This is a genomic window from Enterococcus durans (genome assembly GCF_002277935.1).
GTDB classification, from domain to species: Bacteria; Bacillota; Bacilli; order Lactobacillales; family Enterococcaceae; genus Enterococcus_B; species Enterococcus_B durans.
On the sequence record NZ_CP022930.1, the window covers coordinates 2,550,660 to 2,566,668 of the forward strand.

The 16,009-nt window shown below is 37.9% G+C and carries 17 protein-coding genes and 1 riboswitch; of the genes, 7 read left to right on the forward strand and 10 right to left on the reverse strand.

Going from position 1 to position 16,009, the window contains the following annotated elements; translation table 11 throughout:
- Positions 1-99: 99 nt before the first annotated feature.
- The 6 genes from CJZ72_RS12125 to CJZ72_RS14420 all read left to right on the forward strand — a co-directional run bounded on the left by CJZ72_RS12125 (position 100) and on the right by CJZ72_RS14420 (position 4,407).
- The gene (locus tag CJZ72_RS12125; RefSeq protein WP_081133630.1) at positions 100-447 is read left to right on the forward strand and encodes a DUF2200 domain-containing protein; all 348 of its coding nucleotides are present in this window, start codon (positions 100-102) and stop codon (positions 445-447) included.
- Positions 448-518: 71 nt separating this feature from the next.
- The gene (locus tag CJZ72_RS12130; RefSeq protein ID WP_081133631.1) at positions 519-1,043 is read left to right on the forward strand and encodes an HdeD family acid-resistance protein; all 525 of its coding nucleotides are present in this window, start codon (positions 519-521) and stop codon (positions 1,041-1,043) included.
- Positions 1,044-1,191: 148 nt separating this feature from the next.
- Complete coding sequence (locus CJZ72_RS12135) at positions 1,192-2,343, forward strand: cation:proton antiporter (RefSeq protein ID WP_081133632.1); 1,152 nt, start codon at positions 1,192-1,194, stop codon at positions 2,341-2,343.
- Positions 2,344-2,416: 73 nt separating this feature from the next.
- The gene (locus tag CJZ72_RS12140; protein ID WP_081133633.1) at positions 2,417-2,881 is read left to right on the forward strand and encodes a MarR family transcriptional regulator; all 465 of its coding nucleotides are present in this window, start codon (positions 2,417-2,419) and stop codon (positions 2,879-2,881) included.
- Positions 2,882-2,978: 97 nt separating this feature from the next.
- Complete coding sequence (locus CJZ72_RS12145; RefSeq protein WP_095443878.1) at positions 2,979-4,196, forward strand: MFS transporter; 1,218 nt, start codon at positions 2,979-2,981, stop codon at positions 4,194-4,196.
- A gap of 37 nt (positions 4,197-4,233) precedes the next feature.
- Complete coding sequence (locus tag CJZ72_RS14420; RefSeq protein ID WP_157728892.1) at positions 4,234-4,407, forward strand: hypothetical protein; 174 nt, start codon at positions 4,234-4,236, stop codon at positions 4,405-4,407.
- On the opposite strand, the gene pbp4 is transcribed toward CJZ72_RS14420, so the two are convergent.
- The 5 genes from pbp4 to CJZ72_RS12170 form a co-directional block, all read right to left on the reverse strand.
- The gene (gene pbp4 / locus CJZ72_RS12150; protein WP_081133635.1) at positions 4,378-6,417 is read right to left on the reverse strand and encodes a penicillin-binding protein PBP4(5); all 2,040 of its coding nucleotides are present in this window, start codon (positions 6,415-6,417) and stop codon (positions 4,378-4,380) included. The two genes, CJZ72_RS14420 and pbp4, sit on opposite strands and share 30 nt — an antisense overlap.
- A 105-nt stretch (positions 6,418-6,522) precedes the next feature.
- The gene (locus CJZ72_RS12155) at positions 6,523-7,401 is read right to left on the reverse strand and encodes an LCP family protein (protein WP_081133636.1); all 879 of its coding nucleotides are present in this window, start codon (positions 7,399-7,401) and stop codon (positions 6,523-6,525) included.
- 81 nt (positions 7,402-7,482) lie between these two features.
- Complete coding sequence (locus tag CJZ72_RS12160; protein ID WP_081133637.1) at positions 7,483-8,673, reverse strand: FtsW/RodA/SpoVE family cell cycle protein; 1,191 nt, start codon at positions 8,671-8,673, stop codon at positions 7,483-7,485.
- Positions 8,674-8,783: 110 nt separating this feature from the next.
- Positions 8,784-8,949, reverse strand: a riboswitch (M-box (ykoK) riboswitch).
- Positions 8,950-9,151: 202 nt separating this feature from the next.
- Positions 9,152-9,358 (reverse strand): hypothetical protein, encoded by a 207-nt coding sequence (locus tag CJZ72_RS12165; protein WP_016176610.1) that lies wholly within the window; start codon positions 9,356-9,358, stop codon positions 9,152-9,154.
- A 104-nt stretch (positions 9,359-9,462) separates the two neighbouring features.
- Positions 9,463-10,077: a flavin reductase family protein gene (locus CJZ72_RS12170; protein ID WP_081133638.1), complete on the reverse strand. Its 615-nt coding sequence runs from the start codon at positions 10,075-10,077 to the stop codon at positions 9,463-9,465.
- A 203-nt stretch (positions 10,078-10,280) separates the two neighbouring features.
- On the opposite strand from CJZ72_RS12170, the gene CJZ72_RS12175 reads away from it, so the two are divergent.
- The gene (locus CJZ72_RS12175) at positions 10,281-11,048 is read left to right on the forward strand and encodes an ankyrin repeat domain-containing protein (protein WP_081133639.1); all 768 of its coding nucleotides are present in this window, start codon (positions 10,281-10,283) and stop codon (positions 11,046-11,048) included.
- A 389-nt stretch (positions 11,049-11,437) separates the two neighbouring features.
- Here the strand turns inward: CJZ72_RS12175 and CJZ72_RS12180 are convergent, their stop codons facing one another.
- The 5 genes from CJZ72_RS12180 to amaP form a co-directional block, all read right to left on the reverse strand.
- Complete coding sequence (locus CJZ72_RS12180) at positions 11,438-13,198, reverse strand: 1-deoxy-D-xylulose-5-phosphate synthase (RefSeq protein WP_081133640.1); 1,761 nt, start codon at positions 13,196-13,198, stop codon at positions 11,438-11,440.
- Positions 13,199-14,027: 829 nt separating this feature from the next.
- Positions 14,028-14,270, reverse strand: a complete 243-nt coding sequence (locus CJZ72_RS12185; RefSeq protein WP_081133641.1) for a GlsB/YeaQ/YmgE family stress response membrane protein — start codon at positions 14,268-14,270, stop codon at positions 14,028-14,030.
- A 46-nt stretch (positions 14,271-14,316) separates the two neighbouring features.
- On the reverse strand, positions 14,317-14,874 hold the full coding sequence (locus CJZ72_RS12190; RefSeq protein ID WP_016176606.1) for an Asp23/Gls24 family envelope stress response protein: 558 nt from the start codon (positions 14,872-14,874) through the stop codon (positions 14,317-14,319).
- Positions 14,875-14,886: 12 nt separating this feature from the next.
- Entirely contained in the window at positions 14,887-15,075 is a 189-nt protein-coding gene (locus tag CJZ72_RS12195) for a DUF2273 domain-containing protein (protein ID WP_005875246.1), read from the reverse strand.
- 12 nt (positions 15,076-15,087) lie between these two features.
- Positions 15,088-15,651, reverse strand: coding sequence for an alkaline shock response membrane anchor protein AmaP (gene amaP, locus CJZ72_RS12200; RefSeq protein WP_005875247.1), 564 nt, complete (start codon positions 15,649-15,651; stop codon positions 15,088-15,090).
- Between the last annotated feature and the right edge of the window lie 358 nt (positions 15,652-16,009).

The following is a 16,009-nucleotide window of genomic DNA, read 5'->3' on the forward strand; positions in this document are numbered from 1 at the left end:
TTTGTTTTTGACCTTCTATTCTTTAAAAAGAAAAATCCTCTTTACTACCCTTTCTTCATGTAAATCAATATAATGAAGAAAAAGGAGAAAGGAGAACCTATGACAAATAAACTTTACACTATGCCTTTTTCTACTGTCTATCCTCTTTACATTGCAAAAGTCGAGAAAAAAGGACGTTCAAAAAACGAAGTTGATCAAGTGATCGAATGGCTGACTGGGTATGGACAAGATGCGTTGAGCCAACAAATACAAAATAAAGTCGATTTTCGTACTTTTTTTGCTGAAGCACCCCATTTGAATCCTAAACGTGATTTGATTACAGGACTCATTTGTGGTATCCGCGTAGAAGAGATCGACGAATCACTTATGCAGAATATTCGTTATTTAGATAAGTTGATCGATGAATTAGCCAAAGGAAAGAAAATGGAAAAAATCCTTAGAAATTAAAGGCTCCCATAAGTTATCATTTGGTAAAAACAACTTTTCCAGTTAGAATAGAATCAAAGGAGGTTTGTGTTATGTTTGATATGGTGCGAAAGAATTTCCAACGCTACGCTTTTCTACGAGCAGCAATTTACATTATCGCCGGTCTGGCTATTGTGATCAATCCGACTGCGGTCTTTCACTTTATCGGCTATCTGATCACTGCATATTTTGCACTACTAGGGTTGATAAATATTTTAGAAGCGCATAAAAATAAAAAACAAACAGGTGATTGGGGATTTGGCTTGGTAAGTGGCATCGTCTTTTTGATCATCGCCTTGATCGTTCTAGTTTTTGCCTCTGCTATTGTATCGATCTTACCAATCATTCTTGGACTAGTGATTATTTCAAATGGATTATTTCAATTGTTCTTTGGCCTAAATACTAAGTCAAAAGGTTGGAGCTTATATAGTGTCTTGCTATTGATCGGCGGATTGATCTTATTATTCAATCCCTTCAAAAGCTTGATGTTCCTTTTCCAAATTTTTGGCGCTATTTTGATTTTTATGGGTATATCAGAAATTGTCAGTTTTTTCCGAGTACGTAAAATGTATTCGTAGGTTTCTCAAAGAAAGCAAAAAAACCTTTTGCACCTTTCGTGTTTAAAGGTTTTTTTGTTGAAATAGAGAATATTTTTTCTTGCTTTTTAAATAATATTTGTTATTAAACAGAAGTTTGATTATTCGATTGAAAGGATTGTTCTATTTTATGGAATTCATCGGTATTCTATGTCTTATTTTGATTTCAACGACTATTGGTTCGCATGTATCAAGACGAATCGGTATCCCGGCAGTGATCGGACAGTTATTAGTCGGTGTGTTACTTGGAGAAGCTGGGTTAGGCTGGGTCCATCCTAGTGTATTAGTCCATGATTTTTCTGAAATCGGGGTCATCTTATTGATGTTCTTAGCTGGTCTAGAAAGTGACCTTTCTTTACTGAAAAAATACTTTAAGCCAGGGATGTTCGTCGCGATTTTAGGTATATTGTTCCCTGTCGTGTTTGGTTGGTTGACAGGAGAAGCGTTCCAAGTTTCCAATAATGAAGCGATTTTCTTCGGAATCATTTTAGCGGCAACTTCAGTGAGTATCTCCGTTGAAGTATTGAAAGAATTGAACGTTGTCAACACGAAAGAAGGCTCGACTATTTTAGGCGCCTCTGTCGTTGATGATATTTTAGTGGTCTTGGTGCTAAGTTTTAGTTTATCCTTTTTGACTGGGGAGTCTTCCAGCAACCTTCCCCTTCCGCTGTTATTGGCTGAACAAGTCATTTATTTCATTTTCATCTTCTTATTGGTGAAATGGATCGCACCTTTTTTGATGTCCTTTGCTGAAAAAATTTACGCGAATTCGGCTATCATCATCGTTTCATTGGTTATTTGTCTAGGCATGTCGTTTGTTGCAGATTTGATTGGCCTAAGTTCTGTCATCGGCGCCTTTTTTGCAGGTATCGCTGTCAGCCAAACGAAAGTCAAACATGAAGTTTATCATAATGTTGAAGCGTTAGGTTACGCTGTATTTATTCCTGTCTTCTTTGTCAGTGTTGGATTAGAAGTTGATTTTTCAAACTTTGGTGAACAACTTCTATTTATTCTTGTATTGACAATCATTGCTATCCTTACAAAACTTTTTGGAGGCTATTTAGGCGCAAAAGTAGCAGGTTTTTCAACAAACAGTTCATTGATGGTCGGCGCAGGAATGATTTCTCGTGGTGAGATGGCATTGATCATTTTACAGATTGGACAGCAAAGCAAATTGATCGAGCCTCACTACTATTCTCCACTTGTCATCGTTGTTCTGCTAAGTACTTTGATTTCACCTTTAGTGCTTAAACATTTCACGAAAAAAGTGCATGAAGTATAGCAAAGCGCCTTATAGTATATTATGATTAGGGAAATGGATCTTCGTTAAACTAAAAGAAAAAAGAGGTTGCTCAATGGACAAGAGAATAAATCTGATCAGTGAGATGCTTGATTTAGCAAATGAAATCACTTGGTTAAACAAGCCGAAACTTGAAGAGGCCATCGAGGGATATCCGCTAAATGAAATCGAGTTGATCGAGAAGATAGCGAAACTTCCTGAACCCAATGTCACAAAATTAGCAGCTGCCAGCTACCTGACACGTGGCGCTATCAGCAAACAAACAAAGAAGCTTTTGGCAAAACAGTTAATTGAAAGTTACCAAAAACCAGAAAATAAAAAAGAACTATATTTTCGTTTAACGGAAGAAGGTAAGCGGCTGAACGACCGACATCAGCAGCTTCATCAAGAATTCCTTAAAGAAAATGAAGCCGTATTTGAGCAGATGTCTGCAGATGAATTCGATACCGTCTTCCGCTTTATCGGACGTTTCAGAGAACAGCTAAAAAAAACCGCAAAAAAAGAGGACTCAGCCATTTAAGGGTTGAGTCCTCTTTTTTTGTTGACAAGGAAACAAAAATCATCTACACTACTATTTGTTTACTAGGAAACAAAAAAACAAATAGAGGGGCATTCTTTTGACAACTATACAAACAAAACATTCATTGATCTTTGGTTTCACATCTGTCTTCATGGTGGGGCTTGGCTTAACGCTCATCACCCCTGTTGTCCCATCGTTAGTCGCATCTTATACCACTTCACCGCATCAACAAGCGGTGGCAGTTTCATTGCTGACTTCCGTCTATGCATTTGCTATGTTTCTAGCTAGTCCTATACTTGGTGCTTTAAGTGACCGTTTTGGACGAAGAATCGTTTTGATCAGTAGCTTGATTGGGTCTTCCATTGGCTACTTGATCTTCGGGTTCGGTGGTGCGTTATGGGTGCTATTTTTAGGTAGACTCATTGAGGGACTGACTGGCGGTGAGATTTCCGCGATATTTGCATACTTCGCAGATATCACCACTGAAGAAAATCGAACAAAATATTTTGGTTGGGTCAGCGCAGTTGCAGGTATCGGAACAGCTATGGGGCCATTGATTGGCGGTGCTCTCAGCCATTTTGGTTCTGCTGTCCCGTTACTTGTGGCTTCCCTCCTTACCTTCATCAATGCAATCTATGGTTATTTCTTGATGCCTGAAAGCTTGAACAAAACAAAACGGGCTTCTAAGATTTTTTTAGGACAACTCAATCCTTTCAAGCAGTTACGATCGATTTTTTCCATCACCTCGGTGAAATGGCTCATGGTCTGCGGCTTTTTTATTTGGTTACCTAATGGCTCACTACAGGCTATTTTTGCTCAATTTTCGATTGATACCTTTTCTTTGAAACCTCTCGCAATTGGCCTTACATTTTCTTTGATGGGCATTATGGACATCTTCTCTCAGACTTTTGTCATGCCCCTACTCTTGAAGTATCTAAAAGATCAGCAGATCATCCAGTTAGGGATCAGTAACGAAATCATTGGCTATGGTTTGATTTTTTTATCCGTTTTTATTCCGAAAGTCTGGCTTTTCATCATAGGAATGATCTTCTTCGGTTTTGGTGACTCCATTTTTGGACCTTCCTTCAATGGGCTGCTCTCCAAAAAAGCAGATGCTCGCGACCAAGGAAAGATCCAAGGCGGCGCTCAAAGCATCCAGGCATTGGCTAGAGTAATCGGCCCCATTATCGGTGGACAACTTTATGCCAGTATCCATCATGGACTTCCCGCGCTTATGGGTATCTTTTTACTGATCTACTCTCTCTTCTTATTAAAGCAGAAAAGTCGTTCCGATTTGACTCCCTATCAACGATAAAGAAAAAAGCTTCGATCAACCAAAGAATATCCCTTGGTTGACCGAAGACACTTCCAATCATTACTTATTAGATCAAGCGGATCGTATAGCTACTAGCGTACTTGAACCCAAAGCCGATCGAGGGAACAGCCAGTCATCAGTTAGTTTCATTACAGCTATAGTTACGATCAATGACTTGGTTTTATTGATAGGTTTGATTCAAGTATTGTAACAGTTCAGGGGCCCGTTTCGTTGCAGAATCCCCTTCTTCTTTATTTTCCAGCATGCTGACCATCAAATAACCATTCGTATCTGGATTTACAGCAAACAAGAAGCTATTTTCCTGGCCTTTTTCATCTTGTTTTTCTTTAATTTCTGCTGTACCAGTTTTTGCAGCGATCGGGATATTCAGTGAAGCTAATGAATGGGCCGTTCCATTTACATCTTGGACAACGTCCTTCAAATCTGGGATGATCGTTTGCACCGCAGATTGGCTAATGACATTTTTCTTATCTTTTGTTTCATGATCTAAAACCAATTTTGGATACACAAGCGTTCCATTATTGGCAAAGACAGAGTACATCGTTGCTTGCTGGATCGGATTGATCAACAGCTGCCCTTGTCCATAGCCAGTGTCTGCTAACAAAATGTCTGAATTGAAACTTTCCTCATTAGAGATTTGCGCGGGATTCATACTAAGCGGTAGATCTAGTTCTTCGCCAAATATAAATTTATTCAACCCATCACGGAAGGCCTTTTCGCCCATTTTCAGCGTTTCTTGTGCCATATAGATATTATCAGAATATACTAACGCATCTTTTAGATTTACCTGAGGGACATCACTCACCCGTGTTACTTGATACGAACCCCATGACGAATCTTTTTGCCATTTCAACCCACTGATTGCTAGAGATTCTTCTGGATTGATCGTCTGATTATCTAAACCGATGGCTGCGGTGATCATCTTGAACGTCGATCCAGGAGCATAGCCTGTCGCAAAACGACTGATGAATGGTTGGTTCTTGTTTTCTGAATATGCTTTATAGTCTTCCTGAGAAATACCATTGGTCATTTTATTTGGATCATAGCTAGGCGAACTTGCTAATACCAATAAATCTCCTGTTTTTGGTGAAGTCGCAACAGTCGATCCTGGTTTTCCCCCTAAGCTATCATAGGCTATTTTTTGTGCATCTGCATCAAGAGTCAATTTGATATCCTGCCCGTTTTTTACTTCATGATCGATCAACACTTTTTTCTCTGTACCATTTTCATCCGTAATACTTAATTTTCCGCCATTCGTTCCTCTCAGCTCTTTGTCATACGCCATTTCTAAACCAGATCGGCCGATTTTCCCATTACTACTTAATTCTGCATTTTTCTTGATATCTTCGGCAGTGATTTCTCCAATATAGCCGACCAACTGGGCAGCTGCTTCGCCTAATGGATAATAACGACCGTCAACTTCTTGAATAGTGGCACCACTAGGTAGTTCTGGTGTTTCACCATCGATGATTTTTAGGGGAACAAAATAGTCGGGTTGTACCCAGCTTTGAGAAATCGCCTGATTGATTTCCTCTTCAGTCAAATCAAACGATTTAGCGATAGCCGAGATATTCGCTGTTTTTTCTTCGCCTTCTCCTAATTTACCTGGTACGATTCCTAACTGTTTCAATTTGCCAGTTGTCGCCAAAGGCTTTCCATTGCGATCCAAGATATTTCCTCGTTTTGCTGTTTCAGCGGTCAAGCTTACTTTATCGTTGCCTGACATTTGAGGGAAGATCAAGTTAGGTTGCCAGTTGATTTTGGTTTGATCATTTTTTTTCGATAGAGTCCCTTCATAAGAAAGACCCTTTAGCTCTCCTAACGTAGTATTCATTTTTGCTTTATAACCAAATGTATACGTGTCACTGTCTTTCTTATCGATTTTCAGATTTGAAACTTCGATTCCTTTGACATCGACTGCACCATAGATATTTTGATACTTCTCCAAAACTTCTTTTTTTGAAAAGCTATTCTTGCCTTTATTATCTACTTGGATAAGTGCCACTGCTTTTTCATAGTCGCCCTTATTTAGCTCTGTTACAAATTGTTGGATCGTTTTTTCACTGGCTTTGACTGCCTTTTCTTCTTGTTGATGCTGGTAAAGAAAATAGCCGCCACAAGCCGCTGCAAGAACCAGAATAACTCCGCCACCAACAATCAGACCTGTTTTTTTCTTTCGATGAGTATCACTTTGTTTCATCTTTTCCCTCCACTCGTCAAATATATTCCGTTCCATTCTAACACAAGAAAAGAAGCTAGAACATAGCTTTGATTGCTTGTTCTAGCTTCTTTTACGAAAAACTTACTAATCTAAAAATTGCTTGAGAGCCTCTTGATTTTTGGTCAAATCTAATTCCAATACACTGCCAGAAGGCGTATCGTTATTGAAATCCCAACTTCCATCCACAGGAACAGATAACGTAGATATTTTTTTGTCTTCATTCAAAAAATCAAGTCCGCAATCGATCAATACGCTTTCCGGTAAATTTGTTTTGATGCTTCCTAATAATTTGCCCACCGCTTTTGGCAATTTGAGAATCGAAGTCACATCTTTAAGCTGTGAAGAGAGAGCCTTGATCACTTGTTGCTGCCGTCTGATACGGCCAAAGTCGCCTTCTTCATCTTCTCTAAAGCGTGCATATTGCAGCAATGTATTGCCATCCATGGTTTGCTCCCCTTTTTTGATATAGACCTCATCTAAATCCAGATCTTTTTCTGCGTTGATCTTCACACCATCTGGAAATAGTTCGTTCACACAATCAATAAAATCTTGGAAAGTGATGCTTGCATAATAAGGAGCTTCAAATTTGAAGTTTTCCTTTAAGGTCTTGTTAAGCAGATCCACGCCTCCGTATGAATAGGCCGCATTGATCTTATTCATACCATAACCAGGAATATCGACGTATGAATCACGCATGATCGATACTAATTTTGCTTCTTTTGTTTTTTGGTTATACTGTGCCACCATCAAAGAGTCCGAACGCCCTTCTTCTTCTTTGGATCGAGCATCTGAACCTATCAATGCAACATTGATGATCGTAGGTACATCTTTTGCTTCTACTTTTTGGACACCAGCTGATTGGTTCCCAGATGAGAATCCATGAACGAATTCAAAGGAAAAATAGCCGACTACGATGGCGATCGTTGCCAAAAAAACTAGAATTATTTTTTGAAATGTTTTCATTTCATATTCCTCTTTCTAATAAGAATCTCTTACTTGAAAAATCGATCGTTGTCCTTTATGATAATCCAAGCTGAGAAATTCTCAGTTCTTCTTTTTTAGTACTTTGGGTCGATCGAGCTGCAACTCGTCGACCTGTTTGTTTCTTTGCGTTTGTCTAGAGGTGATATTCAGACTTAAACCAACTGCAAAGGATAAAATGAAATAACTCGTGCCACCATAGCTAACGAACGGCAATGGTACTCCCGTCATGGGGATCAAGCCTAAAATACTTCCGACATTGATGCTTGTTTGCATGAGTAACCACGTACCGACTCCGATCAAAATCAAACTTGCTTGCTGATTTTGTGATTGGACACTCCTTTGAAAAATCCTAAAATACATCAGAAAAAGCAATAGTAATACAAGCAACGCCCCAATCAATCCGAATTCTTCTGCAATGATCGAAAAAATAAAATCTGTTTCAGATTCTGGCAAATAGCCTTTTTTTGTGATGCTGTTTCCTAATCCGCGTCCAAATAACCCACCATTATAAAGCGCGTAATAAGAATTACTCATTTGATATCCTGCCCCATGTTCATCGAGGAACGGATCATGGACCATCGCAATACGGCTATAGGCGTGTTCAAAAAAAGAGGGTAACAGTCCATGTTTTTCGAATAATATTACCAGTCCTGCAATCAGGATCAGACCAGCAACAGAAGAAAAGATAAGCACTACTCCTTTTTTTATTGGAATCGCTGCTGCCCAGATCATTGCTCCAGCAATTGTTAAGATCATGATTGCCCCTGCTATTTTAGGTTGAAATAAAACAAGCAGCGCCATTGTGCCAACGAGTAATAGCGGCTTATGGATCTTATCTGGCACCTTGTCACCATCTCTAAAAAAACGGCTAAGGTATAAAATCAAAAAGATCATTCCCAGTTCAGAAGGCTGGAACTGAATCCCTCCGATAGATATCCATCGTTGCGCTCCATTGACTGTGACAGCGAATAGACCGACTTTCATCATGAGCAATAGTAAAATAGACACCATGATACCGTAGTTTATTTGTTTAGGTTTCAGCAGTATGCGCAACCTGACAGAAAATGTGAACGCAATCATGCACCAACTAAGCAGAATAAAGCAGAATTGACGAACAAACAGACTCTTCGGATCTTCTTGCGTCACGAGCAGTCGATACGAACTTGCGCTATAAATTTCTAAAAGACCGACAATTGACAAGGCCATATATGGACCTAAAATCAACCAGTCGATCTTTCTATTTTTCCACATCGCATTTCTCCCTTCTTTGACACAAGTTAGGTGAACCACGAGCGGGTAAGCATCAGTTATTTAAGCACAAGAAAAGGTCAGAAACCTTTTCGAACAAGAATTCTGACCTAGCATCATCTCATCGTCCGAGTTTTAGCACTATACAACGTAAAGAAAAATCCTTAGCTATTTGAAAAAGCCTTAATCCGACAATTCCTGTTTGACCCATTGGCGTCTTTCGACGTTTCTGAGCAATAGCTTGTGTTTGTATAGGAGCCTCACCTAACAAGGTTATTACTATTTTTATTTTTTACAGATTAATAGTAATCGTCTGATCGTTTTTACGCAATAAATTCTGGGATAAAAAAACGAAATTAAACAATCTTTAAGATATTTATTCATCAATTGAACTCTACATAAAAAAATTCCTCTAAGATACTATATATGTTTTAGTGCTTAGAGGAATCGCTTTTCACTTTTCGGAATAAAAAGAACTATTTTACTTGTTCAATAGATTGAACAGCCCACCGATCGTTTGATCTTTTAGTGTGACTTCTTCCCCATCGATCGTTGCTTTGATGACTTTGAAATGGTCTTGTAATGGTGGTACTTCTAGGTATTGACCTTGAAGAAACTCATTTACTGATCCGTATTCTTTTTCCATTGGTTTTGCATCTTCTGCTACTTGATAATAAATGTTTAACATGTTAAAGACCCCTTATCTATGGGATAACGATTGTTACCCTTTTATAAATTAATTTATTTTAGCATAAACAAAGAAAAATAACAGCAGTATTTTTTACCCAACAGTTAGTCTGGTCGTGCCAACGTGATGATTTCACCAATCGTAGCATAATCACTTCCAGCAAGCCGGCTGATTGCATGAAGCGCTTCAGGATCGATCCGTCCTGTTTCTGGATCATAAACCAATTCATCCAAGTGATACGCTTCAATAGATAGCAAAAATAGATCGGCGGTCGTTACTGTTTCATTTTTGATTTCTACATGATCGTAAAGACTCGTTTCAAAGGTAACTTTCGCCTCATTCAGAATCGGGATCGGTGTATTCTCTGACTTTCTTGTCGTTAGATTCGTCAAGGCCAGTTCACTTTCGTCGTTTGGAAGACTTGCCGCTGTTTTGTTCACTTCAAGTAAAATTTCTGCATCAAGTACTTGGATCACCGCTTTTTTTCTTCCTACGATGTTTCTTGCAGTATCCTTCATTTCACCATCTTTTCTCTGGATTGCTAAGGATAACATCGGTGGATTTGAACTCACGATATTAAAATAGCTGAATGGCGCAATATTCAACACCTCTTTGTCAGAAATTGTCGATACGACGGCTACTGGTCTAGGAATCACCGAGCCGATCAATAATTTATAATTTTCTCTTTCAGATAATTCTGAAGGCATACGTGTAATCACTAAATCTCCCTACTTTCTTTCAATAATTGCTTGTACGTAGCAAGTCAACGTTGCTTTTAACTATCTATGAAGGCTGTCTCTTTGTCAAGAAACTCTTCCTTTTAGCAAAAGCAACGCATGTTTTTAGATGCTCAATACTTCCCAAGTATAATAGTTGCCCTCATGTACATTTATCCATATGATAGTTAAAAGGAGGCGCTTTTATGAAACGTTTCTTCATACTATCACTCTTGGGCCTGAGTCCCTTGTTTCTCAGTGCTTGTATTCTTGATCCTCAAAAAGAGAACTCCCCTATTTCACAAACAACAGTCGTGACTTCAAGTACTGCTCAATTAGAATCTAGTCAAACAACAAAGGAGGAAACAGTCATGCCGATTGTTCCAGAAAGTTTATTACAAGCTGTCACTGCCAATGATTTTCAACAAGTACAAGAATTATTGAAAAATCCAGACTACCCCATTGATGAACAAAATGAAGCTGGTGAAACTCCGTTGATGATCGCTACTCATCTGAATCAGCTTGATATTGCAAAGACATTGATTGATCATGGAGCGGATATCAATCAACAAGATGGGATACAAGACAGTCCTTATCTCTATGCTAGCGCGCAAGGGAAAACAGAAATTTTAGACTATATGTTAAAAAATGGCGAACCAGATCAGCAAATCGTGAATCGCTTTGGTGGAAATGCACTGATACCCGCTGCAGAAAAAGGACATTTAGAAAATGTCAAACTCCTCTTAGCAGATGAACGAGTAAACATCGATCATCAAAACAACTACGGGTACACAGCGCTGATCGAAGCAGTCGCTTTGAGAGATGGTTCTGCTATCTATCAGGAAATCGTTCAAGTATTACTAGATAACGGAGCAAACAAGGAGCTACGGGATAATTATGGAAAGACAGCTGAGGACTATGCTAGAGAATTAGGTTATTCACAACTATTGACCCAATTGACCACTACTTCCTAAAGAAAAAAGAGATTTTTAGATAAAAAGAACAGCCCATCAAAAGGTTTCTTTCTGAACCTATGGTGGGCTGCTCTTTTCGTTACTTTAAAGATATTTTAGAATAATCCTGCTTAATCTTCACTTATTATGAGCCTACTGTCTTATTCAAAAGTTAGTTTACATAATATTTATATAGTAAATATTATGTCGTTATCTACTTCTCTCTTCATAAATAAAAAAATGGGATAAAAGTAATCACTCACTTTTACCTCATTTTTTATTTTGAATACTCAAGAAGAACAGCAGTCACCAAAAAGTAAAATTGGACAAAAATCAATGAGCCAATTTCTAGACTTCCTCTTAGTTCTTAAAGTTCTTCACTCGTTGCTCTACGGATAGTACCACTAATACTATTTAGAAAGTACTTTTTGTGTATCTTCAACGATTTGTGCAGGCGTTAAATGATAACGTTCGTAGAGTTCTTGCGTTGGAATGCTATCAGTAAATTCTTTTTTAGAACCAAAATTCAAGACATTGACAGAAGAATCACCATAATAACGGCTGATTTTTTCGCCAAAACCACCTGCCAGGCTACCATCTTCTAAAGTCACAACAACTTGATGGTTTTCTTTTAACTGATCCAATGTTTCACGATCAAATTCTGTGATTGTTCCAGGATTGATCAATGTTGCATCGATCCCTGCTTTTTTGAATTCTTCCACTGCTGCTTTTCCAAGTTCAAGGAACCCACCTAAAGCCAAAACAGCTACAGTTTCACCTTCATTCAACACTTGGTACGCTGGTGTCGAGTAATCTTTGGCAATTGCTTCACCATGTTGTACGCCATGTGTTGGAATTCTGATTGCTACTGGTTGTTTTGTTTGCGTCAATGCCCAGTCAAGCATTGAAAGTAGATCTTCTTTAGTTGCAGGTGCAAGATATTTGATATTAGGGATACTTGAAAGATACGCAATGTCAAATGTTCCTTGGTGTGTACGATCGCTTGCAGAGATCGTTCCACCCCCAACCAAAATCACGGCTGGATTTTCATTGATTGCTAAATCATGTGATAATTGGTCATACGCACGTTGTAAGAATGTGCTTGATTGGAACACTACTGGACGAACCCCTTGTGAAGCTAAAGCTGATGCAAAAGTAATCGAATGTTGTTCCGCGATACCTACGTCAAAATAATGATCTGGATGTTTTTTCTGATACTCTTTCAAACCAAACATACCTGGAATTGCCGCATTGACAGCAACGATTGGTGTCTCACTATTCGTTGTTTTTTCATCCAAGTAGGCAATGATTGCTTGATTCAACGTTTCGCCAGTTGCTGGATGTTTTGCTTCACCAGTTGCTAGATCAAAAGGAACATGCCAATGGTATTTCATCTTGTTTTCAATTGCAGGTTCATATCCGTGACCTTTTTCAGTATGCACATGAAGAACGATTGGATGATCGATATCCTTGATTTCTTTAAATACTTGGATAACTGTTTCAAGATCATTTCCATTTGCTACATAACGGTAGTCAAATCCCATCGCTTTGAACAAGTTATTGTCACTTTGACCATTGCTTTCACGCAATTCTGCCAAATTTTGATACAAGCTACCGTGATTTTCATCAATCGACATTTCATTGTCGTTGACCAATACGATCAGATTTGAGTCCAATGCTCCGCCGTTATTCAATCCTTCGTATGCCAAACCACCACTCATTGAACCATCACCGATAAATGCCATCACATTTCCTGTTTCATGTTTCAAATCACGGGCTTTTGCTAAGCCTACAGCCAAACTGATAGAAGTTGATGTATGCCCTACCGTAAAGTAGTCATGTTCACTTTCATGTTGATTAGAATAGCCTGTTACTTCATGATAATGTCCTTCTTCAAAACCGTTCTTACGGCCTGTCAATAATTTATGCCCGTAAGATTGATGGGACACATCCCAAACAATTTTATCCTTTGGTGAATCAAATACATAATGAAAGGCAATCGTTAATTCAGTTACTCCTAGGTTAGGACCCACATGTCCACCGACTGCGCTATCTTTCTGTAAAATCATTTGACGCATTTCATCAGCTAATAACGTCATTTCTTCAATTGTTAATTGTTTAACGTCTGCAGGACCATTTACTTTGTCCAATATACGTTCAGTTGTAGTCATGAATTGTTCTCTCCCTTATCAGCTACTTATCCGCGCTGCTTTTTGCAAGAAAATAGAGTTTCTAGCACAGGAATCATTGTACTACTTGGAGTCAACTCTAAGTCAAGGGGATTTTCAAAAAAAATAAAAAAAAGAGGAGCGATTTTTCTAGCAAGTAAACATCTATATGTAACTTTCTAAAATTTTTCATCAAACAGCTCTTTCTCTTTTCATTGTGAACACTTGCGGATATTATGAAAAGAAGGAGCCTGTCTCTTCATTTCGGTTCTGAGCTTCTTCTGTATAAAAGTATTTCATTCTCCATCTTTGCTTCTATAAATATTTCCTGAAAACTTAAAGGTCCTTGGATCTTCTATTGATATAGCTGCATCAATAGAAAAAAAATATTCCCAATGTTATGACCAAACTCATCACTAAATAGAAAAGTTTTGTCTTTCGCGACATTTGCGATTCCACGTCATTCCCAACTTTCTATAGTTTATTTATGTACAATTCGATTTTAGCATGTTGATTTTCTGTTGTTGTGAAGGTCTCCGAACATACTGAAAAAGCATCATGAACGACAAAAATCTTCGGCAATCGATAAGTATCAGATGCGTATATACTATTATTAGAAGTAAAAATATTGTTTGCAATGAAGACAAAAAAGTCCAAACGACGTCTGAACTCTTTCTATCCATAGAGAAAGGGACAGATGTGTTGTACTCCGAGAGATAAAGTCGAATCCCTGAAATTCATCAACGATGATTTTTAGGAAAGTCTTTTTATCCTCTTCACACATCTGTCCCTACTACATATTCTTACTTAATGGATCGACTTAAAAGTCCTCTTATAATTTACGAGCAAAGAAAGAGACGATCAATACAAGTATGATTGCTCCAATCAATGAAGGAACGATTGCCATTCCACCGATTACTGGACCCCATGAACCTAGTAAAGCTTGTCCGATTGCAGACCCAACTAAACCAGCGATCACGTTTGCAATGATGCCCATTGAAGACCCTTTATTTGTAATTGCTCCTGCAATTGCTCCGATAATACCACCAACGATTAATGACCAAATAAATCCCATTTTAATTTCCTCCTATATGCTACTTTTTCCAGTTTTTTTCTTTTTATTATTGTACACGAGGTTCCGCGTTATCTTTTACTTTTTGTGTTCCTTTGCTTACAGCAGATTTTGCTTTATCTGTTTGTTTTGAAGCAAATTGTCCTGTTGTTTTTGCTGCATCTGTCACTTTATCTTGGACAGTTTCTTGATCTTTTTCATATTCTTCTTGTGTTTTGATGTCTACGACGTTCACATTCACTTCGATCACATCTAAGTGAGTCATGTCGTTTACTTCGCGACTGATCAAGTCTTTGATTTGTTCGTAGATGTCTTCAATGTCTTTGCCATATTCAACAACAACGTCTAAATCAACAGCTACTTGTTTTTTGCCGACTTCTGCATTGATACCAGCAGTAACGTTATCTGTATTGACTAATTTTTCAGCAATGTTTGAGAAGAAGCCGCCGTCAAGTGTCAATAATCCGTCAACATCTTTCAATGCGTAACCAATGATCTTTTGGATGACTTTATCTTCATAAGTCAATTCACCTTTAGAGATATGGCTGTCTTCTGTGTGAGTACCGTTAGCAGTTACGTTCATGTTTTTCATCTCTTTGTTTTCCATCTTTTATTCCTCCTATGATTTAAAAAAATGATCTAAAATTTTTGTTTCTTTTAAATAAAAACCAATTCCTACGCCAATCGCAGTCATGATGATTATCAAAAGAGTTTTAAAAAAGCCTACTGTAAGCCATAAAATAGCTAGTAGTAACCCAAGTCCCCCGAAAATAATCGGGAGCTTGTATGTTGAAAATAATTCTTTCATTTTAAGTCCCTCCTATTCTACTCGAGAGTGCTTGTTGTCTCTAGTATTTTGCTCTTCATAGCCACTATATGTCACAGCTACACCAATATTTTGCTCTGTGCCAAGTACGTTTCTGACTTTTTGCTCGATTTCTCGCATCAATGCACTTGTTTTTCCAACTAATGAAGATGTACGTTTTAAATCGCCTTTCACATGAACGTTGATTTTGTTTTTCGTTGAACGTATTTTTACTTTCGGCGAACCAACAAATTCTTCTTCATGCAATTGTGATCGAACCAATCCTTCGATTGCTTTCTTGTCCAACGTCAGTGTACCGTCCTTTTGTTTTAGTACAAATGTGCCTTTTGATTTTGGATAGAATAGTACGACCAATAACAAAATAAACACAAGAATAGCAAAAACGACAGCTGCCCAAAATAGATATTGCTGCATATAGTAGTTTGTGATAACGAAGAAGCGAAATCTTTCCAACTGTTTTGGCATGATATACGGGGCATTGATCACAGCTACACCTAGAAGTACGGATAATAAAAACAAACTTGCGATAATACCGATTATCTTCCACCCTTTATTCATTTTCCACCTCCTACCCTTACTATACTGATGATATTTTTTCGTTATCTAAAAAATCCAACTGCCTAGAATATCGAAGCGCTACCAACCATTACTGACTCGGATAGGCGTTTTCTCTACTTCTAGCCTGATAAACATAAATAACGAATAAACTCAAAAGTATTTTTTGCTTTTTTTCTATTGGGTATAGTTAAAGGATAGTATCCAACATTAAAAATTGCAAAGATAATGCTCAATTAATATTACAAAAAATAAATAAATTATTAGAGTTTTCTGATTATTCATCAATTACAGGATTTTATGCAAGAATCAAAAACATGATGTTTTCAACGTTGTTACCCTTTTCAAAAAAGCATAAAAT